This is a genomic window from Micromonospora sp. CPCC 205558 (genome assembly GCF_036902955.1).
In the GTDB taxonomy this organism is placed as follows: Bacteria; Actinomycetota; Actinomycetes; order Mycobacteriales; family Micromonosporaceae; genus Micromonospora.
Map to the genome: position 1 here is coordinate 177,200 of NZ_JBAKHR010000015.1, position 20,608 is coordinate 197,807.

The following is a 20,608-nucleotide window of genomic DNA, read 5'->3' on the forward strand; positions in this document are numbered from 1 at the left end:
CAATGCCGCGTCGCCCCGACGGGGCTACCGACGGTCACCGCCGGTCGGGCATCACGCCGCTCAGCCGAGGGTGAGTGCCAGCGCCGGCCGCGCGGTGAGCCTGTTGCTGGTGACGTACGCCAGGTCGATGACCGGGTCGGTGAACGTGACCGAGAAGGGCACGGTGACCGGGATGCCATCCGGAAACGGCAGGTCCGGAGTCAGAGTGATCTTGATGCCGAGCAGCTTGCCGACGAACCGGGTGGCGTAGAAGGCCACGTCACCGCTGACGGTCAACCGGTCCGTCGCGTACCGCTGGTTGCGACCCCCGGGGCCGTCGGCGCGCAGCAGGAAGTCGTCGGTCACCGCCTCGCGCATGCTGAACTTCAGCACCTTGAGGTCACCCTTCACCGTGTGCAGGTCGGTGATTCCCTCGAACCGCAACTGGGTCATCTTCACCGATGACCCGGTGAGCTTGGACGGTGTCTGTGCGACCGTCGGCAGATTCGGGTCGGCGGCGATGCGCGGCAACGGTTTGCCCGGCTCCACGGTCCCCGGCTTGTCCGGTGTCGCCGGCTTCCCCGTTGGCGGCGACGGGCAGGTGATCGGCCTGGGCCGGGTCGTCGGCGTGCCGCTCGGTGGGACGCTCGGAGCCGGCGACGGCGTCGCCCTCTCCTCGCCGTCTCCACCGGTGAGCAGGTCACCGATTCGGTCCAGGATGCCGCCGATGATGGTGCCGTTCCGCGTCGGACTCGGACTCGGTGTCGGCGTGGCCGCGCTGCCGCTGGGCGACGGGGTGGCGGTCCGGGAGGGGCTGGGGCAGGCGGTCGCGGCCGGTCGGGTCGAAGCGGCCTGCACGGGCCCCGGCTGGGCGGCCAGCCCGCCGGCTGCGAGGCCGATTACCACCAGGGCGATGCCGAAGGTACGCGGATCGGCGGGCCGCCCGGGTGGCGCCGGCTCCGGGCTCGACGCGCCGGCCTCGACCGGCGCGGGCGACGCCGACGCGTCGGAATCGGTCGGCGCGGGCGACGTCGACGCGTCGTTCTCGACCGGCGCGGGCGACGTCGACGCGTCGTTCTCGACCGGCGCGGGCGGCGCGGGGCGGACCGGCGTCCAGGCGAAGGCGAGCGCGCTGCCGACGATGCCGAGCAGCAGACCGACGAAGAAGCCGCCGAGGTTGAGCCCGATCAGCGAGTACACCGCGGTGACCGCCGCGACGACCGAGTAGAACAGCCGCTGCGCCGGGGTGAACCAGAGCAGCAGGCCACAGGTCACCAGGATGATCGGGATCAGCAGCGAGAGCAGGCCGGTGGCACCACTGTGGAAGCTGAGGCCGTTGAGGGTCATCCGGGTGGAGGCGAACATCTCCAGCCCGGCCAGGGTGATGAGCAGTCCGCCCCAGAACGGCCGGCTGCGCTGCCAGCGGCGGAAGTGACGCCACGCCTGAGCCGGACCACCGGGCCGGGCGTGAGACGGGTTCGCGGTTGTCACGTACTCCTCCTGGCCGAGCGGGAACGGAAAACATGGGCCCGGCCCGCGGTGCTGACCACCGCGGGCCGCGGCTCACCTCAGAAACACTCCTTGCCCTTGGCGTCGTCACCCACGTTGACCTTGAGTCGGAGGCCGACCAGGTTGAACGTGGCCGCCGTGGTGTAGCGGGACACCTGTCGCAGGTTGGTGATGGTGACGTGGTCGGAGTTCTGGCCGAACGAACCCGCCTGGGCGGTCGGGTTCAGGTCGGTGGCGTCCCGACCGATCTTGATGTTGGTGAAGGTCGCGTTGCCGTTCAACGAGTCCATCGCGATCAGCAGGTCCTTGGCCCGGGCGGGTTCCTTGCCGTCGCCTGCGTTGATGGTGAGCACCACCGGCAGGCCCGGCAGGTCGGCGCGGACGGATTGGCAGAGGCTGTAAAGCTCGGCGCTGCTGATCTCGGAGAGCGCGATCGGATGGACCTGGCCGGACTTCCCGTCCTTGCCCTTCTCGCGGACGATGCCGCCGTACTGCTTGAAGCCGTCGCCCTCAAGGCGATCTGCGCCGATCTTGAACGTCTGCCCGGAGACCGTGATGTCGGACGCGATCGCGCCGGTCGACATTCCGAAGAGGATGGCGCCGGCGGCCGCCGTGGCGGGCACCATCATGGCGGCGAAGCGCCTCCACCGGGTACGACCCTGATCCTCAAAGCGATCCTGCACGGGTTCCTCCTCAGGTGGCCGGTCTCGGACTGGCGGCCCCGCACCGGCCCGTCATGTGTTACCGGCGGGTAACGATCGAGCCTGATCGTGCACCCGTTGCAACGCAGGTCACAACCCCCTGACCCTTGGGTGGCAACACTCGGGTGATCCAACAGCGGGCCGAGGTCACGAATCGCGTAATTCCCCGTGTAGACAGAAGCCTCGACAGACGACAAAGGCGACACAACGCGGCTCCGCAACAACGGAGAGTGGCAGGGCATCGACGAATTACAATCAGGTAACGAATGTAAAGTACCCAGCATTCTGGAGAGCCGTTCGGCCATCCCCTCTCATCCGAACATCCAGGCGATCCCGGAAACAGCAGGACCCCGCCGAGCGGCCCGAGGTCCTAGGGTTTCGACGTGCATCTTGATGACGTGCGACGGGACTGGACCAAGCTCGGCGCTGAAGATCCACTCTGGGCCGTGCTCGTTGAGCCCGGCAAACGCGGCGGACGGTGGGACGTCGGGGAGTTCCTGGCCACCGGCCGCGCCGACGTCGAGGAGACGTCCCGCCAACTTCGCCAACTCGGCATGCCCACCCGCTGGGAGCGGGTGCTCGACTTCGGCTGCGGCGTCGGGCGACTGTCGCAGGCACTTGCCCCACACGCGGACGAGGTCGTCGGTGTGGACATCGCTCCGACCATGTTGGAGGCGGCCCAGCGACTGAACCAGAGCGCCGAGAACATCCGGTTCGTCCTCAACGACGCACCGGACCTGAGCCAGTTTCCCGACGGTCACTTCGACCTGGTCTACAGCGCCCTGGTGCTGCAACATCTGCCGCGCCCCGCGATCGATCACTATCTGGCCGAGTTCCTGCGCGTGCTGCGGCCAGGCGGCACCGCCATCGTGGGGTTTCCCACCGAACCGGCGCATACGGCCAGGGGCATCGTCTGGCATCTGGCGCCGTCCCGCCTGATCAGCTGGGCACAGTGCCACCTGCTCAACTACCCGGCGCCGATGAAGATGACGGTCGTGCCACACGCCGACATGGTGCGGCTCATGGCCGCACACGGCGGGGACATCGTCGGGCAGTGGCGCGATCGGTTGTACAGCGACGACTGGGTCTGCACGCGGTACGCGGTACGTCGCGCAGAGCATCCGAGGTAGGAGCCGCTCCACGACTGAGGGGTGGCCCGCAGCGCGGACCACCCCTCAGTCGTGCTTCCTGTCGTACCCGTTAACGCTGCTCCACCTCGCCGTGTGCCGGGCGTTGGGTCGGCACCGTCGGGTCCTCGGACTTCCAGTTCGTGGACGCCGGCGGGATCTCGTCGGTCAGCGGACCGCCTGCGGGCTCGGTCCTGGGCTGCTCGGCGGTCTCCGCGTCGCGTACCGGTTCCTGGTCCACCCGGGTCTGAGTCGGGTCGGTGCCGGGTGCCACAGTCGGGTCGGCGCGGTGCCGGGCGGTACCGTCGTTGGTCCGCGTCACCAGCCATACGCCGACGACGAGAGCGATCAGACCAAGGACACCAGCGGCGATCGGACCCCAGAAACTGATCAGGCCGATCTTGAAGCGGTTGTCCTTGACCGTCTCGACGCTGCGGCTGACCGTGTCGTCGTTGTAGTTGAAGTCCGCGTCCAGCAGCACCGTGGTGGCGCCGGTGTCTGGGCGCAACTCCTTGTTCTGCTGTTCCCGGACGTTCACGTAGGAGCCCGTCACCGGGTCGACCCAGAGCGTGCGGGTGTTGCTGTAGACGATCTGACCGCTGGTGGCGGCGGGGGCGAACCTGCCGAGCAGCGTCTTGAGGCTCGCCTCCGGGGTGTTCAGCACCTCGTTCTCGATCCGCTGCTCGAAGCGGTACGCCTCGACGCCCTTGATCTTTTCCGTGCCGACGAACTTCGCCGGGGAGGCCCGCTTCAGGTCACGGTCGAAAACCTGGTAGTCCCGCTTGTCGGTGCCGAAAGGGAACTTGTAGATCTGGCCGGAGTAACTCACGTTCCCGACCGGAGTCTGCTCCGCGCCGCTCTCGTTGAGCCACTGCTCCTTCCACGGGGCGGCCGCGCCGGAGATCCGGTCGAGGGCCAACTCGGTGCTGTACTGGCTGACCACATCCGGGGTGTCGGCACGCCTGACCGTCTGGTAGACATCCCAGATCACCGCGTCGCCCTTGAGTTCCTCGGGTAGCCGGTCCCTCGTGTCGTCCGGCTGAGGAATGACCTCGACGCTGGAGACGAGGTCACCTTGCAGGACCTCGATGCTCACCGACTCGCCGACGCGAGTGATCTTCAGAAACTTCGCGTTCTTTGCCTCCGCGACGGACGTCGTTGGTGCGAGATCATAAGGGAGCTTGGTCACGGAGGGGGCCACATAGAACGGCAGCCCAGCCGCGAAGACCAGCAACAAAACACCGAGCCCGAAGAGCGCGGCGCCCACGCGAAGCTTCACTCATCCTCCTGTAGCCTGCCGCCCTACGACCTGTCGTCCGGGGCACCCGATCCTTAACATGGCGGGAGGTTACTCCCCGGTCACCTTCAAAGCGACCCCCTGGATGTCCAGATGTCCACAGCCGCCGCGCCAACAGTTCCGCAGACTTCGGTCACCGACCGGCTCCCCGCCCTCGACGCGCTGCGAGCAATTGGCGCCGTGGCGGTCGTCGGTCACCACGTCGGGTTCCAGACCGCCGCCACCATGAACACCACGTGGGGCGGCTGGCTGGCCAGGCTCGACGTTGGCGTTGCCATCTTCTTCGTGCTCTCCGGATTCCTGCTGTTCCGACCGTGGGCACTGAACGCCGCAACGGGACAGGCCCGACCGCGCGCCGGGCGTTACCTCTGGCGGCGGGCCCTACGAATCCTGCCGGCCTACTGGCTGGCGGTGCTGGTCTGCCTGATCGTCCTGCCGCAGAATCGGCCGGCGTCCGCCGGTGACTGGATCCGCCACCTCACCTTCACCCAGATCTACGGGCCGGGCCAGTTGCGCTCCGGGCTCACCCAGACCTGGAGCCTCGCCACCGAGGTCGCGTTCTACCTGATCCTGCCGCTGGTCGCCGTGCTCGCTGTTGGTCGGTCATGGCGTCCCGTCCGAACCGTCGTGATCGTCTGCGGGGGTTTGTTGGTGACCGCGGGATGGCTCGCCCTGCTGGGGATCGGCTGGCTACACAACGGCCTGCACACCATGTGGCTCCCCTCGTACGCGGCCTGGTTCAGCGCAGGGATGGCCTTGGCGGCGGTGCACGTCGCCCTGCGCACCGGGACCGCGCCCGCCGCTTTCCGCGTGCTGGACGACCTCGCCTCCGCACCGATTGCCTGCTGGGCAGCGGCGGTCGGGCTGATGGCGATCGCGACGACACCCATCGCCGGGCCCCGCGACCTCGCCGGCCCGACAGCCGCCGAGTTCACGGTCAAGCTGGCTCTGTACCTCGCGATCGCGACGCTGATCCTGATCCCGGTGGCCTTCGGCGGGCGGACGCGGGTCAAGGAGGTCTTCGGCGCCGAGTCCGCCCGATGGCTCGGCGCCGTCTCGTACGGACTGTTCCTGTGGCACCCGCTGGTCATCGAATTGATCTACCTGATCGACGACCGACAGCTCTTCACCGGTGGACTGTTCAACACCTTCGCACTAACCATGATCTTCGGGCTGGTGTACGCCGCCGTCAGCTACTACGGCGTCGAGCGGCCCCTGCAACTGCTCGGATCGCAGCGTCGGAACCGACGGGCCGGGCGCGGGCAGGCATCCGGTGGGCCCGCCGTCGATGCGCCCGCACCGGCCGTCGCGGCGTCGACGGTCACGCCGGCACCCACGGTCGGCACGTAGCGCCAGTCGATCAGCGCTGCCCCATCAGGGCATTGCCGGGCCGGCAGCCAGCCCCTAGTGTGACGCGCGTCCCTAAATTACTTGAGAGTAGGGTTCGCGTGGAGCGTCGCTTCGGCATGCCCGGACACGTGCTGTTCCTCAACTGGCGAGACACCCGTAACCCCGAGGGTGGCGGTTCCGAAGTGTACGTGGAACGGATCGCCGCCGAGTTGGTGGCGCGTGGTTTCCGCGCCACCCTCTTCTGCGCCGCCCACAGCGAGGCACCCGGCGACGAGATCAACGAGGCGGGCGTCCGGCTGGTGCGCCGCGGCGGCAGACACACCGTCTACCTCTGGGCGGCGCTCAGCTACCTGGCCGGCGCGCTGGGCGTGGGCCCGCTGTCGAGCCGTCGGGGCGGCCGACCCGACATCCTGGTCGACGTCTGCAACGGGTTGCCGTTCCTCTCCCCGCTGTGGACACGGCGCCCGGTGGTCAAGCTGATCCACCACGTGCATCGCGAGCAGTGGCCGGTGGTCCTTCCGCAGTGGGCCGCCCGGTTCGGCTGGTGGGTCGAGTCGTCGCTCGCCGTCCGCGTCTATCGGCGGTGCCGGTACGTCACCGTCTCCGAGGCCACCCGCAGGGAACTGGCCGTGCTGGGCGTACCGCCGGAGCAGGTCGCCGTGGTGCACAACGGCACCCCGGCGCTGCCCCGCACCGACGCCGAGCGGGCGACGTTTCCGCTGCTCGTGACGCTGAATCGGCTGGTGCCACACAAGCGGGTCGAGGTGGCGTTGCGGGCGGTCGCGGCCCTCGCCGACGAGTTGCCCCAGCTGCGGCTGGTCGTCGCCGGCCAAGGCTGGTGGGAGTCGCACCTGCGCGAATACGCCGCCGAGCTGGACATCACCGAGCGGGTGGATTTCCGGGGCTTCGTGACGGAGGAGGAAAAAGCCGCTCTGCTCGCCTCGGCCTGGGTCGCCCTGACCCCGTCACTCAAGGAGGGTTGGGGCCTGACGATTGTCGAGGCGGGTTCCGCGGGCACGCCAACTGTTGCGTTCCGGGAAGCGGGTGGAGTCGCCGAAGCTGTCGTCGACGGGCGTACCGGCCTGCTGGCCGACGACATCGACGATTACCTGGCGAAGGTGCGCATGCTTCTGCACGAGGACGAGATGCGGCGAGAGATGGGCGCGCAGGCCCGGGAGCACGCGGCGAGTTTCACCTGGCAGGCCGCGGGTGGGCGGTTCGCGGACCTGCTGGGCGGTGCGGAGTCGCCCCGCCCAGTGCAGCGGCGGGGCGAGCCGTCCTACCTGTCGCCGTAAACCTCGGGGGCGTACGGGTCTTTCTTTCCGGCACGCTTGGCCGCATCCGAAATACTCTTGGCCTCGTTGGCCGCCTCTTTGTCGGTGGCGGTCGCGGCGGCCGAGAGCCCGCCGAGGGCCAAGATCCCCAGCAACGCCGCCACCATGCCGGAGACGACCAGGGTCAGAGCTCTACGCATGCCAATCCTCCAATGGCGAGACGTGCGAGCGGACGTTACCACGCGGTAGGGCGCCGGTGTAGTGCCGAAATGGCGGCGGCCATGACCACCAGAAGGGCAGCACCAAGCGCCATCACGACGACCCACGCGCCAAACCCTGGGGGATCCGATTCCGCAGCAGAAGCCGGATTTCGGTAGAGAGTGAGAAACGGTCCCTCGTGGACGACCTGTAGGTCGCGCAGGGTCTCCGGGTCGACCTCGCCGGGCAGTTGGTGCTGCACCACCACCCAGCGCACGCCCGTCGCCGAGACGGGCCGCCCCTCGGCCAACACCCGACGCACCTCGCGGAGCCGTGGATTCTCCCCGGCCACCGCGACACCACCGACGCGGAGTGTGTCGTCGATCAGCACCGTCCCCGGCAGATAGCGGGGTGCCGGATCCAGGACGACACGTCCCGGGTTCCACGGATAGGCCCGATAGGCGGACAGGGGCAACGCGAGGATCTCCCCCGGCTCGCCGGCCACCCGCTCGGCCACCGCCTGCCAGTCCGCCGGATAGTTCACCGGACGAATCCGCCCGGCACCGCCGAAGGCGAGGTCCGGCATGACGGCCACCGGCAGGAGCAGCAGGCCGACCAGAACCACCCCCGCCACCTCCCGGTCGATCCTTGCCACCAGCCGCTCGGCGCCCAACGCGACACACACCACCAGCAGCAGGGCGTACGGGGCCAGGAACTTCTGACCGTCTCGAAGCAGCCCCCCACCCGGCAGATGCACCACCGCCCAGCGCAGCGCGGCGGCCCCGCCGGGGAGCACCCCGAGGGCGGCGAGAAGGCAGGCGCCCCCGGCGAGCACCGCCAGCCGTACCGCCGTACCCGGGGGCAGCCGGCGCCGCAGCAGGCCGGCACCGACACCGGCCAGGATCAGCAGGATCAGGGTCGCCAGCGGCACCAGCGGTGCCGCGCGACTGGAGGGGGTCGCCTGCGCGCTCCAGACCCCACCCGTACCCGCGAGCGCCACCAGCGGGCCGGCCCAGTTCTCCGAACGCGCCGCGAACGCCGCCACCCCAGCCGGGTCGGATGAACCGCCAGCGCCGGTGACCAGGGCCGCGGTCACCCAGGGGGCGTTGAGTAACGCGACGCCGCCGATCACGAACGCCGACCGGCGAAGGCGCGTCCGGTCCGAGACCAGCAGAACCACCGTGCCCAACGCGATCAACCCGCCGGTCGGGGTGATCGCGGCGGGAGCGGCGGCGAGAACCACCCGAGCGATCGCGCCATCACGACCCGCCCGCAGGTCCAGCGCCGCCCGGACCAACCAGGGCAACGCGGCGTACGCGAGCAGCAGCGCCCATTGCCCGATCAGCAGCCGCTCGGCAAGGTAGGGCGTCCACGCGTACGCCACCGCGGCGAGCAGCCGGACCGCGAGCCGTTCGGTCGGCACCAGACGGCCGGCGCCGACCGCGGCCAGGAGAACCGCCCCGCCGAGCGCCACCCGCTGCACCACCCAGCCCGGCACGAGCTGGGTGACCAGGGACATCAGTGCGTCCATCGGCACCGCCCGGGGCAGAGTCTGCGCCGGGGCGACGAGATCCCAACTCAGCGGCTGCCGGGGTACGAACACCATGTCGTACAACAGCGCATAGCCGGGCGCCGCAAGCGGGGCCAGCACCAGCACCGTGACGGCCGCCGCAACGGCGTACAGCGGCAGCGTGTCCCGCACCCGCCGCGCCGGTGGGGCCCCGACGCGGGTGGTCTGGTCAACCATTCACGGTGCCGGCACCGCGCGGCCGACGGTGATCAGTTGGGTGCACACCCTGACCTCCGAGGTGCTCACTGTGACCTCGACGGCGTCCCCAGCCCCCTCCAGCAGGAAGAACACGTCGTTCAACCCGCGCTTCAGGGTGATCACCCGGGCGGCGTCCCCGAGACGGAAGATTGCCGTCGAGTCGCCCGAACTGACGTAGCCGAAATGGATGGCGTACGGCCACTCCTCCAGGTACCCGTCCAACGGGATCCGGGCGGGCTGACCACCCTCAGCCAGGTGCCCGCAGTTGGGCACCGTGCCGGGCACGATCTTCCGCCCCTGAACCACGACCGGACGAATACGGCCGAAGTCGTCGAACATGGACGGTTTCTCGGCCTCCTCCACGAAGGTGGGCCGACGCTCGGCCGGGCGGAAGAAGTGCGACTGGAGATTGTCCGGCCAGAAGTACCCGGCGATGACGCGGTCCGGAACGGTGGTTTCCAGGAAGACGGTGCCCGGCGCAGCGGCGGCGAGCTCGATCTGCGTCGTCGCGAGGTAGTCCCGTCCGTACTTGGTGCTCCAGTTGTCACCGAAACGGGCCGTGCTCCACAGGGTTCCCACCCCGATGGTGGCCAGGACGACGATTATCGAGACCAGGCCGACCGCGAAGGCACCCGGCTCCCGCAGAACGGTCGGCACCGGCCACGCGGACACGTCGTCCTCATCGGCGTCCTTCGTCCCCAGCAGCGCCGCGCCGACACAGATCGCGGCGACCAGCACCACGTCGGCGACGTACCGGGGAATGATGCCCACGAACGAGCCGAGCGGCCCACCGAGGCGTGTCACGGCGAAGAGCGCGGCGACCAGCCCGAGGTAGCACGCGAGCAGCAGCCAGGCCCGCCGGGCCGACGGGCGCCGCCGCGCGGTGACCACGATGAGAGCCCCCAGCACCGCCCAGGACAGCCACTTGGCGATGTCGTACGGGTTCACGGCCGGCGGACCGTCACCGGCGTACGCCCAACGCCAGGGGCCGCCGAGCAGACCCGGAACGACGGTTTCGCCGACCAGATCACCGAGGAATTTGAGGACCTGACCGACGGATGTGGGTTCCTCCAGCTCGCGGGCGGGACGGGTCAGATAGAACGCCAGGTACGCCCCCGAGAGCGCACCGAGGACCAGCCACGCCGGCCAGTGTCGGCGGACCGCCGTCACCAGGCTGCGCCAAGCGCCGCCCGAGGTGAAGAGGAAGACGGTCAGCAGGAACAGCAGCGGCACGATCAGCAGGGACTTGGTGTCGAAGAGCAGGCCGAACACCACCCACAGGACGACCGCCACGAGGTGCCGCAGCCGGCCGGTCCGCACGTACCAGACCTGGGCTGTCGCCGCCATGACCAGGGCCAACTGCATCGGCATCACGAGCAGCCCGACCAGCCACAGCGAGGAGACCTCGAGCGTCAGCGGGCTGAACACGAACAGGCACAGCGGGATGAGCAGCCCCCAGCCCGGCCGGAGCAGATGGCGCAGCAACCGGTAGACGGCGAACCCGATCGCCGCCTGGCCGACCGCCAGCAGCAGCACCCAGGGCCAGGTGACAAAGCCCGCCACCCGCACCATCGCCCACGCCACCAGCAGGCCGCCGGGCATGAGGTGGTTGTTGAAGGTACGCAGGAGGAAGTCCGCGTCCAACCGGGTGTCGAGGACCTGGGCAGCGATGACGAACTCGTCCTGCGAGAACCAGCCACGGGTGGCAAGGCCAGCGCGCCAGGCGACGGAGACGACGATGAGGGCGATCGCTACCGCGCGGACGCGGTCGGCACGGAACCATCGACCGACCGGCCCCGGCCGGTCGCCATCGGACGCGACGCGTTCCGGACGCGTCTCGGCCTCAGCTTCTGGCATTGACATGGTCGGCAGCCTGCCACACGCTTACACGCCGTGGGGACGGCCGTTCTCCCGATAACGCCACCGCAGCGCCCCTGGTCGCCCGTCCGTGCCCGGTCCGGATAACGTCGCGCGACAGTCGTCGGCTGCAGGTGCGCGTCCGGCCGGTGAAGACAGGAGCCGAAATGCGTGCAGAGGTGACCGGTGGCGCCGCTCCGGGGTCCAGCCGTGCCCGGCAGACGGCCCGACGGTTCCGGCACCTGACCATCTGCATCGCTCTCACCGCCCTCGCCTTTCAGCAGGCCCCGGGTCAGATCGTCCCCGACACCAAGATCGATTTGAACGTCAACCCGGCCGACTGGCTGCTCCGCTCGCTGCACCTCTGGGACCCCACCGGCACATTCGGTCAGCTACAGAACCAGGCGTACGGATATCTCTGGCCGATGGGCCCGTTCTTCCTGCTCGGATCGGAGCTCGGCATATCGCCGTGGGTGGTCCAGCGGCTGTGGTGGGCGCTGATCTTCTGTGTCGCCTACCTGGGAGTCGTACGGCTGGCGGGCAGGCTGGGTATCGGCACGCCCGCCGGACGAATGATCGCCGGTGTCGCCTTCGCGCTGTCACCCCGCATCCTCACCCAGCTCGGCTGGGGCTCGGTGGAGTCCTGGCCCAGCGCCATCGCCCCCTGGGTGCTCATCCCGCTGGTGGGCCTCGCCCGCGGCACCCCCGTGCGGCGCGCCGTCGCCGGGTCAGCCGTCGCCGTCGCCTGCGCCGGTGGAGTCAACGCCACAGCCGTGGCCGCGGTGGTGCCACTCGCCCTGCTCTGGGTCGCAACCCTCCAGCCCGTACGCCGCCGCGTCACCGCCATCGCCGCCTGGTGTGGCGCGGTGGCGCTCGCCACGGCGTGGTGGTTGGTTCCGCTGCTCGTTCTGGGGCGGTACAGCCCACCCTTCCTGGACTACATCGAGACGGCCCGGAACACGACCAGCGTCACCGACGCGGTGACGACGCTCCGCGGCGCCTCCTACTGGCTCGCCTACGTGGCCTCCCCGTTCGGGCCGGTCCTTCCGTCCGGCGCACGACTCTCCAACGAGGCGCTACTGGTCGCCGCCACCCTGGTCGTCGCCGCCCTCGGTGTCCTTGGGCTGTCCCGACGCGGGATGCCGCACCGCCGGTTCCTCATCACCGGTCTGGTGCTCGGCGCCGCGCTCGTCGGTCTCGGACACATCAGCGACCTGCCGAACATCCTCGCCGGCCCTCAGCGGGAGTTCCTCGACAGCGTCGGCGCCCCCCTGCGTAACGTGCACAAGTTCGACGTCCTGCTCCGCCTGCCCCTGGCCCTGGGCATGGCGCACCTGATCGGCCTGGCCGTCCGCGCGGCACGCACCGCGCCCGAGCAGCACCGCCCACGAACGGTCGCACGCGCCTGGGTCACGGCCGGCGTGGCCATGATCGCCGTCACGGCGGTTGCCACGCCCGCACTCGCCGGCGGTCTCGCCACGCCAGGCGGCGTCAAGGCGGTGCCCGGCTACTGGCATGAGGCCACGGACTGGCTCGACGCGAACACCGGGCGCGGGCGGGTACTCGTCGTACCCGGGGCGCGCTTCCCCTCGTACGACTGGGGCACCACCACCGATGAGATCACCCAGCCGCTGCTGAACAGCCGGTGGGCGGTACGCAACGCCATCCCCTTCACCCCACCGACGACGATCCGGCTGCTGGACGCGATCGAGTCGACACTCGCCACCGGCTCCGGCTCGACCGGGCTGGCCGACCTGCTCGCCCGGTCCGGGATCAGCCACGTCCTGTTCCGCGCCGACCTTGACCACGGCCGCTCCGACACGGCCCGCCCGGCAGTGGTCCGCCAGGCACTGGATCGCTCACCCGGGTTGACCCGCGTCACCTCCTTCGGCCCTCTGCGCGGCGGGCCGTCGTCCCCGGACGAGTTCCGCGACCAGGGGCTCGACGTGCCCGTCCGGGCGTTGGAGGTCTACCGGGTCGACCGGCCGGTCGAGCCGGTGGTCGCGTACGACCGTGACGACGTGACCACGGTGGTGGGTGGCCCGGAATCGCTCCTCGACCTCGCCGCGGCAGGGCAGCTCGGCGCGGCGCCAACGGTCCTGGCAGGCGATGCGGCGGCTACCGGCGTCGCCGGGCCGGTCGCGATGACCGACGGTCTGCGCAGGCGGGACGTGTCGTTCGGCCGACTGCGCGACAACACCTCCCAGACTCTCACCGCCGATGACACCTTCGAGGTGACGGCACCCGCCCACGACTACCTGCCCGAGTGGGGGGCGCAGCAGTCCACCGTCGCCCGTTTCGAGGGCATCAGCACGATCCGCGCGTCGACCTCCCGTTCGCAGGTGGACTCTCCCGGCGGCGCCCGCCCTGAGCACCAGCCGTACGCGGCGATGGACGGCAATCCCGAAACCTCCTGGCAGTCCGCGCCGTACTCGCCCAGCGACCGCCAGTGGGTCGAGGTGGGCCTCGCGAACCCGACACGGGTCACCCGGGTCGAGGTCTGGTTCGACGTGAAGGCCGACGCCCTGCCGACGGCGGTGACCGTCACCGCCGGGTACGAGAGTCGCACCGTCGATCAGTTCAGCGATCACATGGTCTTCGAACTGCCCGGCGTCCATGTCACCCGCACGGTCCAGATCACGATCGACGACGCTTACGACCTCCGCCCGCTCGGCAACGGGTCGGTCGGCATCGCCGAGATCAAGATTCCCGGGATCCAGACCAGCCGGACCCTCCTCCTTCCCGCCGCACCGGCCACCGACCGGCCGGCGACCGTCGTCGTGTCGGCGGCGCCCACCACACCGGCCTGCTTCTCCGTCGACGGTCTCCCTCGCTGTTCCACCGACGCCGTACGCGGTTCTGAGGACGCCTCCACCATCGACCGGACCCTCTCCCTGCCCGCTGCCGGGGCGTACGACGCCAAGCTGTGGGCGCGGCCGACGGCCGGCCCGGACCTGGACAACGCCCTCGACAAGCTGGTGGCCGACGCACAGCCGCTGCGCCTCGCCGCCCAGGTGAACGCCTCTTCCACGGCCGTTGCCGACCCGACCGGCCGGGCCGGCGCGGCGCTCGACGGGGATCCGACCACCAGTTGGTCACCGGCGGCCAGCGACGAGGCGCCGATCCTTCGCCTCAAGTGGCTCAAGCCGCAGACCATCAGCGGGCTCCGTTTTTTCGTGGACGACGAGGCAGCCGCCACCCGCCTCGGCAGCGTGCGAGTAGTCGGCGACGACGGGTTCCGGAGCAGCCTGCTCGGCGACGACGGTCTCCTTCGCCTGGATCCGCCGATGCGGACCGACGAAATCACCATTCAGTTCCTCGACAAGCCGTCCGCCACGAGCACCGACCCGTACAGGTTGCGGCTGCAGGAGCAGTTGCCCGTCGCGGTCGGCGAGGTGAGCGTGCTGCCCGGAGCGCCCATCGTCAAACCGCGCCTCGACGCACCCCTGACGCTGGCCTGCGGGTCGGGTCCGACGCTGCAGATCGGCGCGTCCCGAGTGACCACCACGCTCCGCGGCACACTCCGCGACCTGCTCGAACTGCGCGAGATGCCGGTGGCACCGTGCGGGCGGAACACGCCCCGACAGCTTGACCTGGGCCGCGGGGAGCACCGTCTGGTGACCACAGCGAGCAAGCTCGCCTCGGCGACTCGGGTCGCCCTGGTGCCCCGGACGCCCACGTCGACCCCGGCTGCGGTCGCCAGCGCCATCGAGGTGCGCTCCTGGGCAGCCACCGAACGACGGGTACGGGTCGCCGATCACCCCGTCGATCGCGTACTCGCCGTGCGGGAGAACACCAACGCCGGCTGGGAGGCGACCATCGGCGGGCGGACGCTGAAGCCGCTGGTGGTAGACGGATGGCAGCAGGGCTGGATTCTTCCCGCCGGCACCTCCGGCGAGGTGGTACTCCGCTTCGCCCCGGACACGACGTACCGGGCGGGCCTGCTGCTCGGCGGCATCCTGCTGGCGGTGGTGGTCCTCCTCGCGGTGCTGCCCGCCCGACAGCCCACCGGGCGTACGTCGTCGACCGCCGTACCGAGGGGCCGTCGTCGGCTCACCCGATCCCTGCCGCTGTTGGCCGTCGGCGCCACCGCGCTGGTGCTGTGGGGCGGTCTCATCGGCGGCCTGCTGGTCGCGGCGGGATTCATGCTGGCGGTACCCGGCCCACGCCGCCTGCCCTGGCCGGACGACCCACGTCGGGCCAGGACGATCAGCCGGGCCGTCGAGACGTGGCTCCCCGGCGCGCTCGTCCTGCTCGCCGGGTGGCTCTATCTCGATTCGACGCAACGCAACACCGACGCCCTTCTGCAACTGATGATCGTCGTCGCCCTGGGTGCTCTCTGGCTCTCCACCGCCGCCCGGCGACGACCCGTACGCCGGGTCACGACGACTCCGGCAGAGCCAGCGGTATCGGCGGAGCCAGCGGAACCAGCGGAACCAGCGGCAGCGGAGGACCGGAAGTCGGACCTGGCGGCATCGGGGCCGGCCGACGGGCAGCATCCGACCCTCTCCGAGATCACGTGAGGGCTCGGCGGTCCCCCCGTTCGGAGGGAACAGCGGAGACGGAGCGGACGGGCGGACGGATCAACGGCCTGGGCGCGGCGGGGGCCGCCGTCACCCTGGCCGGGATTCTCGTCAACGGCCTGGCCTACCTGGTGCCGGTGCTGGCCGCCCGGCGGCTCGACGCGGCCGACCTCGGCGCGCTCGCCACCGCCCTCGCCCTGGTGGCCATCGTCGGTGTGCCCGGGCTCGGTCTGCAACTGGCCGTCGCCGTGCACCACGCCCGGCACGGGCCCTCCGACACTCGACGGATCACCGCGATCACCGCCGCGGTCTGCGCGGGAACCCTCATCGCGGCGACTCCACTGCTGGTCACCGCCCTGGATCTCCCGGTCGAGACACCCGCGCTGCTGGCGGTCACCACCGCGGCGATCGTGCTCTCCTCCCGGTCGCTCGGGGAGTTGCAGGGTTGCCAGCGCTTCGTACGACTCGCCATCGGGATGGCTCTGCTCGCCACCGGCCGCTACGGCGGCGTGATCGCCGGACTGCTGCTCGGCGCCGGACCGACCGGCGCCCTGGCTGCCGGCGCGTTGACCGCCGCGCTCGCCCCGGCGGTGCTGGCCCGACTCGCCCGCGAGCCCGGACGACCGTCCACCGCACCACGGTTGACCGCCGCTCAGGTCGTTGCCGGCTGCGGTGCGACCCTGGCGATGCTCGTCGTCTCCTACGCCGATCTGCTGCTGGCCCGGCAACTGCTGTCCCCGTCGGATGCCGGGGCGTACTCGGTCGGCACCGTGCTGAGCAAGGGCGCGCTCTGGGCGCCGCAGGTCGCCGCCGTCCTCGCGCTACCTCGGCTGGCCCGGGGCGATCGGCGCAGCCGGACGGTTGCGCTCGCGGTGACGGGCGGATGCGGCCTGGTGCTGGTGCTGGCCTCGACGCTCGCCGGAGGGCTCGCCTTCCGGGTCGCCGGTGGGCCCGACTACGACCACCTCGGCCGGTACGCGCCTCTCTTCGCGGCGGTCGGCGCCCTCTACGCGGTGACGTTCGTGCTGCTCAACGACCGCCTCGCCGCCGGCGCGCGGTGGGCGGCGGCTCCGCTGTGGGTGGGCACGGCCGGCCTGGTGGCCGTCGCCGCGACCCTACGGCCCCACACCGTCCCTGCTCTTCTTCTGGCCGCCCTGGGCACGGCCGTCGTCACCACCGCCGTGATGGCGGTGGCGATCCGTCGGCCAGCACGGGCACCGGCCGTCGAGCCCGATTAGCTCTCCGCGAGCCAGTCCGCCAGGAGGCGGTGGTCGATCGCGTCCACCCGACCGAGCGGACGACCCGAGGCCGCTCGCTCCCGCAGCTCCGCCCGGGTGAACCAGCGCGCCTCCAACAACTCCTCGCCGTCGACCCGTACCTCGTCGGAGGTGGCGGTGGCCCGGAAGCCCACCATCAGACCGGCGGGGAACGGCCACGCCTGCGACCCCTGGTAGGTCACGTCGGTGACGGTCACGCCCGCCTCCTCGGCCATCTCCCGACGGACCGCGTCCTCCAGGCTCTCGCCGATCTCGACGAAGCCGGCCAGCGTCGAGTACGCGTCCTCGGCCGCACCCGCGTGCCGGGCCAGCAGACAGCGCCCCGGCCGACCGGGGGCCTCGATCAACACGATGATCGCCGGCTCGATCCGGGGGAACAGCACGCGCCCGCACTCCGCGCCGGTGCAGGTCCGCAGGTGCCCGCCGCCGCCAGCGACCGCCGGCGCGCCGCACGTCCCGCAGAATCGCTGCTGTCGGTGCCAGTGCAGCAAACCCCTGGCGTACGCCTGGACGGCCGCGGGGCCGGGTTCGAGCCGCCCGACCAGTGCCCGGACGTCGACGGAGTGCACCGCACCGGCCATCTCGACGGCGGCCCGCTCGGGCAGCGCGGAGAGGTCCGCGGCGAACACGGCGACCTCCGCGTCGCGCCCCAGGAAGACGGTCTCACTGGCGGCGGATCGGACCAGCGCCGCGCGCTCCGCGCTGAGCCGAACCGGCCCGTGGCCGTCGACGAGACAGCGGTCCCGCCACATCGGCAGCAGCACGGTGCTCGGCTCGGCGAACAGCGCGCTCAACCGCGTCGGATCCGTGCGCAACGGGCCCGCCCGGTCCAGCCAACCGCCCCCGTACGCCAACACCCGCTCCGCAGTGTTCACCCAGCCACCGTGCCACGTCGGTGGTCCCCCGTCGGCACCGCCCCCGGATGGTGCGACACGCCGAACGACACGCGGTAGCAGCGCCGGGTGGGCGCAGCCCACGGCGACGGCCGGGCATTCGTTACCGTAGGTGCCTCCGGGAGGGAGGACCTCCCGCGGCACCCTGGCGATCGAGGTTGCAGTGACGCTGTACGGCGAAAACAGTCCACCCGCCGACGACCGGCCCACCGTGCAGGTCACCGCGGTCACCTGGCCGGACGATGGATCTGAGCCGGTCACGACAGCGGTTCCTGCCGAGCCGGACAACGGACCGCGCCGCCCGCGCCGGGTGCGAATGCTGATAGCCGCCGGCATCACCGGTGGCGTCCTCGCCGCCGTGGCGGGCGCCGGCGCCTGGGCGTACGCCGGTGACGTTCCCCGTGGGACCAGCGTGCTCGGCACCGAGCTGGGCGGCCGAAGCCGCGCGGACGCCGATCGGGAGTTGCGGGCGGAGCTGGCCCGGCGGGCGGCGACGCTGGCCACACCGCTGAAGGTAACCGTCGACGGGCGTACCGCCGAGATCAACCCGGCCGACGTGGGGCTGGCCGTCGACGTGCCGGCGACGGTCGCGGCAGCGGCTGAGGCCGACGCGCACCCGGTCAGCCGGTTGGTCGGCTCCCGCACCGTCCAGCCGGTGGTGACCGTCGACGTGGACCGTTTGGACGACGCGCTCCGTAAGGTACTGGGCGACCAGGCCCAGGGAATGACGATGCCGGCGATCACCTATCAGGGCACCACGCCGAAGGTCGTACAGCCGAAACCCGGGCTGGCGCTGAACCCGCAGCGCTCCGCCGAGGTGGTCCGCGACGGCTGGTTGGCCGGCGCCCCGGTCACCGCGCCCCTGGTGGAGAGCCACCCGGCCACCACCCCTGATGAGTTAGATCGGCTGGTCATCGAGTTGGCAAAGCCGGCGGTCGCCGCACCGGTCACTCTGCGCACCAGCAAGGGCTCGGTGACGATCCCGCCCGCCGCCATCGCGAAGAGCCTGCGGTTCAGCACCGACAAGACCGGCAAGCTGACCCCCGCAGTGGACGTCAAGCGGCTGCGGGCGGCGCTCGGCGACAAGCTGACCGCCATCGAGGTGCCGCCGAAGGACGCCACGATGACGATTTCCGGTGGCCGGCCCACCGCCAAGGAGGGGAAAGCCGGTCAGCAGCTGGACACGGCGGCCCTCAGTCGAGACCTGCTGGCCGTGCTACCGAAGGCGGATGGCCGCGAGGTCACCGGCGAGTTGAAGCCGACGCCGCCGCAGCTGACCGCGGAGAAGCTCGCCGGCCTGGGCATCAAGGAACGGGTGTCCACCTTCACCACCCGGTTCACCGGCGGCATGGCCTCGTCGCGCAGCCAGAACATCGCGACCATCGCGAGGAAGGTGGACGGCACGGTCGTGCTGCCCGGAAAGACGTTCTCGCTCAACGGGCACACCGGCGAGCGCGGTTACGCCCAAGGTTATCGGGACGCACCGGTCATCCTCGACGGCAAGCTGGTGCCGGGCGTCGGCGGCGGCACCTCGCAGTTCACCACCACGCTGTTCAACGCGACCTACTACGCGGGCCTGGAAGACGTCGAGCACAAGCCGCACTCGTACTGGTTCGACAGGTACCCGGCGGTCATCGAGTCGACGATCTTCTGGCCGAATCTGGACTTCAAGTTCCGCAACAACACCGAGTACGGCGTTCTCATCGACACGTCGTACACCTCCAGCACGATCACCGTGTCCATCTGGAGCACGAAGATCTACGACAGCGTGAAAACGGAGTACGGGCCGCGCCGCAACATCACGACGCCGAAGCAGATCCACCTGACTCCCGGCCCCTCGTGCATCGAGACCAACGGCATCAACGGCTTCACCCAGGACGCCTTCCGGGTCATGAAGAAGGGTGGCGCGGTCGTCAAGCGGGAGAAGTTCACCTGGCGCTACGACGCGGAGCCCCGCTACGTCTGCGGGCCGAAGACGCCCTGAAGCCCGGGTCCGGCTGGGGTCCGGGTCAGCTCAGGTCTCGGGTCGGCTCGGCGGCGTTGTCGCCGTGCTCATTGCGCTTGCCGCCGCCCTGTGGTGGCATCGGCACAGCGCGACTCTCCTGCACCCGGATCTCGGCGCCGAGCCGGAGCGCCGCGGGGTGCCACATCTCCTCGAACGGACCCATGACCTCGCCACCGATACCACGGCGACGAACCCGGGACGCGAGCCACCAGAGGGTGCCCAGGACCGCCGCCAGGCAGCCCACGAACACCACAACTATCAGGACCTCATCCACAGGCCGAGCCTAAGAGACGTCTCGTAACTCGGGGCAGCCTGGGCGAGGCGATTCAAGAGATCGGTGGTCGAGGGTTGCGGTGTGTTGCTGGATGAACTTGACGCGGGAGGCGATGTCGCTGCGGGGCAGGGTGCTGAGCTGGTATCCGTGTTGGGTGTAGGCGGTAGCCATAGCGTCGTGGGTTCGTACGGCTTCGGCGAAGTCTTGGTGTCGTTCGCTGTCGGTGGTGTAGATCTGCGGCCAAGGCGGGGCGATGAACACCCGCTGGTGGTAGCGGAAGAGCTGTGCGGCGGCTGTCACGTGTGCGGGAATGGGTTGGCCGAGTCATCCGCAAGATCGTGCAACATCCTGGATGTAGTGGTGTCCACACGCCGTGAGGCCACTACAACCAGGATGGAGCGTGACCTTGACGGGTCTCCGGGGTCAAGGAACCGGACGACCCCGAAAAAGGCGGGGACGCAGAAAAGGCCACCCCGCTAAGGGGTGGCCTTTTCTGAAAGATTGTCCGGCGGCGTCCTACTCTCCCACACCCTCACGAGTGCAGTACCATCGGCGCTGGAGGGCTTAGCTTCCGGG

15 protein-coding genes and 1 rRNA gene are annotated in these 20,608 nt (G+C 70.4%); 6 read left to right on the plus strand and 10 right to left on the minus strand.

What is annotated here, in order from left to right; genetic code table 11:
* Positions 1–60: 60 nt before the first annotated feature.
* Complete coding sequence (locus V6U86_RS18835) at positions 61–1,470, minus strand: DUF6114 domain-containing protein (RefSeq protein WP_334505100.1); 1,410 nt, start codon at positions 1,468–1,470, stop codon at positions 61–63.
* Positions 1,471–1,547: 77 nt separating this feature from the next.
* Positions 1,548–2,171, minus strand: coding sequence for a DUF6230 family protein (locus tag V6U86_RS18840; protein ID WP_334505101.1), 624 nt, complete (start codon positions 2,169–2,171; stop codon positions 1,548–1,550).
* 401 nt (positions 2,172–2,572) lie between these two features.
* Between V6U86_RS18840 and V6U86_RS18845 the strand changes: the two genes are divergently transcribed.
* Positions 2,573–3,319 (plus strand): class I SAM-dependent methyltransferase, encoded by a 747-nt coding sequence (locus V6U86_RS18845; RefSeq protein ID WP_334505102.1) that lies wholly within the window; start codon positions 2,573–2,575, stop codon positions 3,317–3,319.
* Positions 3,320–3,389: 70 nt separating this feature from the next.
* Here V6U86_RS18845 and V6U86_RS18850 read toward each other — a convergent pair whose 3' ends face one another.
* Positions 3,390–4,595: a DUF3068 domain-containing protein gene (locus tag V6U86_RS18850; RefSeq protein WP_334505103.1), complete on the minus strand. Its 1,206-nt coding sequence runs from the start codon at positions 4,593–4,595 to the stop codon at positions 3,390–3,392.
* A 111-nt stretch (positions 4,596–4,706) separates the two neighbouring features.
* Here V6U86_RS18850 and V6U86_RS18855 point away from each other — a divergent pair, with 111 nt between their 5' ends.
* Complete coding sequence (locus V6U86_RS18855; protein ID WP_334505104.1) at positions 4,707–5,963, plus strand: acyltransferase family protein; 1,257 nt, start codon at positions 4,707–4,709, stop codon at positions 5,961–5,963.
* Positions 5,964–6,079: 116 nt separating this feature from the next.
* Entirely contained in the window at positions 6,080–7,258 is a 1,179-nt protein-coding gene (locus tag V6U86_RS18860) for a glycosyltransferase family 4 protein (RefSeq protein WP_334505106.1), read from the plus strand.
* On the opposite strand, the gene V6U86_RS18865 is transcribed toward V6U86_RS18860, so the two are convergent.
* The 3 genes from V6U86_RS18865 to V6U86_RS18875 are packed head-to-tail and all read right to left on the minus strand — an operon-like array spanning position 7,243 to position 11,060.
* Complete coding sequence (locus V6U86_RS18865) at positions 7,243–7,437, minus strand: hypothetical protein (protein ID WP_334505107.1); 195 nt, start codon at positions 7,435–7,437, stop codon at positions 7,243–7,245. The two genes, V6U86_RS18860 and V6U86_RS18865, sit on opposite strands and share 16 nt — an antisense overlap.
* A 35-nt stretch (positions 7,438–7,472) precedes the next feature.
* A complete protein-coding gene (locus tag V6U86_RS18870) occupies positions 7,473–9,182 on the minus strand; it encodes a hypothetical protein (RefSeq protein ID WP_334505108.1) in 1,710 nt (569 codons plus the stop codon).
* A complete protein-coding gene (locus tag V6U86_RS18875; protein ID WP_442934967.1) occupies positions 9,183–11,060 on the minus strand; it encodes a hypothetical protein in 1,878 nt (625 codons plus the stop codon).
* Positions 11,061–11,227: 167 nt separating this feature from the next.
* Between V6U86_RS18875 and V6U86_RS18880 the strand changes: the two genes are divergently transcribed.
* The gene (locus tag V6U86_RS18880; protein WP_334505110.1) at positions 11,228–15,583 is read left to right on the plus strand and encodes an alpha-(1->3)-arabinofuranosyltransferase; all 4,356 of its coding nucleotides are present in this window, start codon (positions 11,228–11,230) and stop codon (positions 15,581–15,583) included.
* Positions 15,580–16,821: a polysaccharide biosynthesis protein gene (locus tag V6U86_RS18885; RefSeq protein WP_442934961.1), complete on the plus strand. Its 1,242-nt coding sequence runs from the start codon at positions 15,580–15,582 to the stop codon at positions 16,819–16,821. The genes V6U86_RS18880 and V6U86_RS18885 overlap by 4 nt, the downstream gene beginning before the upstream one ends.
* Here V6U86_RS18885 and nudC read toward each other — a convergent pair.
* Positions 16,818–17,735, minus strand: a complete 918-nt coding sequence (gene nudC, locus V6U86_RS18890) for an NAD(+) diphosphatase (RefSeq protein WP_334505111.1) — start codon at positions 17,733–17,735, stop codon at positions 16,818–16,820. The genes V6U86_RS18885 and nudC overlap by 4 nt on opposite strands.
* Positions 17,736–17,916: 181 nt before the next feature.
* On the opposite strand from nudC, the gene V6U86_RS18895 reads away from it, so the two are divergent.
* On the plus strand, positions 17,917–19,737 hold the full coding sequence (locus tag V6U86_RS18895; protein ID WP_334505112.1) for a VanW family protein: 1,821 nt from the start codon (positions 17,917–17,919) through the stop codon (positions 19,735–19,737).
* Positions 19,738–19,762: 25 nt separating this feature from the next.
* On the opposite strand, the gene V6U86_RS18900 is transcribed toward V6U86_RS18895, so the two are convergent.
* From V6U86_RS18900 to rrf, 3 genes are all read right to left on the minus strand, one after another.
* On the minus strand, positions 19,763–20,032 hold the full coding sequence (locus V6U86_RS18900; RefSeq protein WP_334505114.1) for a hypothetical protein: 270 nt from the start codon (positions 20,030–20,032) through the stop codon (positions 19,763–19,765).
* A gap of 9 nt (positions 20,033–20,041) precedes the next feature.
* Positions 20,042–20,344, minus strand: coding sequence for an AAA family ATPase (locus V6U86_RS18905; RefSeq protein ID WP_334505128.1), 303 nt, complete (start codon positions 20,342–20,344; stop codon positions 20,042–20,044).
* Between the two features lie 191 nt (positions 20,345–20,535).
* Positions 20,536–20,608, minus strand: a 5S ribosomal RNA gene (gene rrf, locus V6U86_RS33410); the annotation flags it as partial.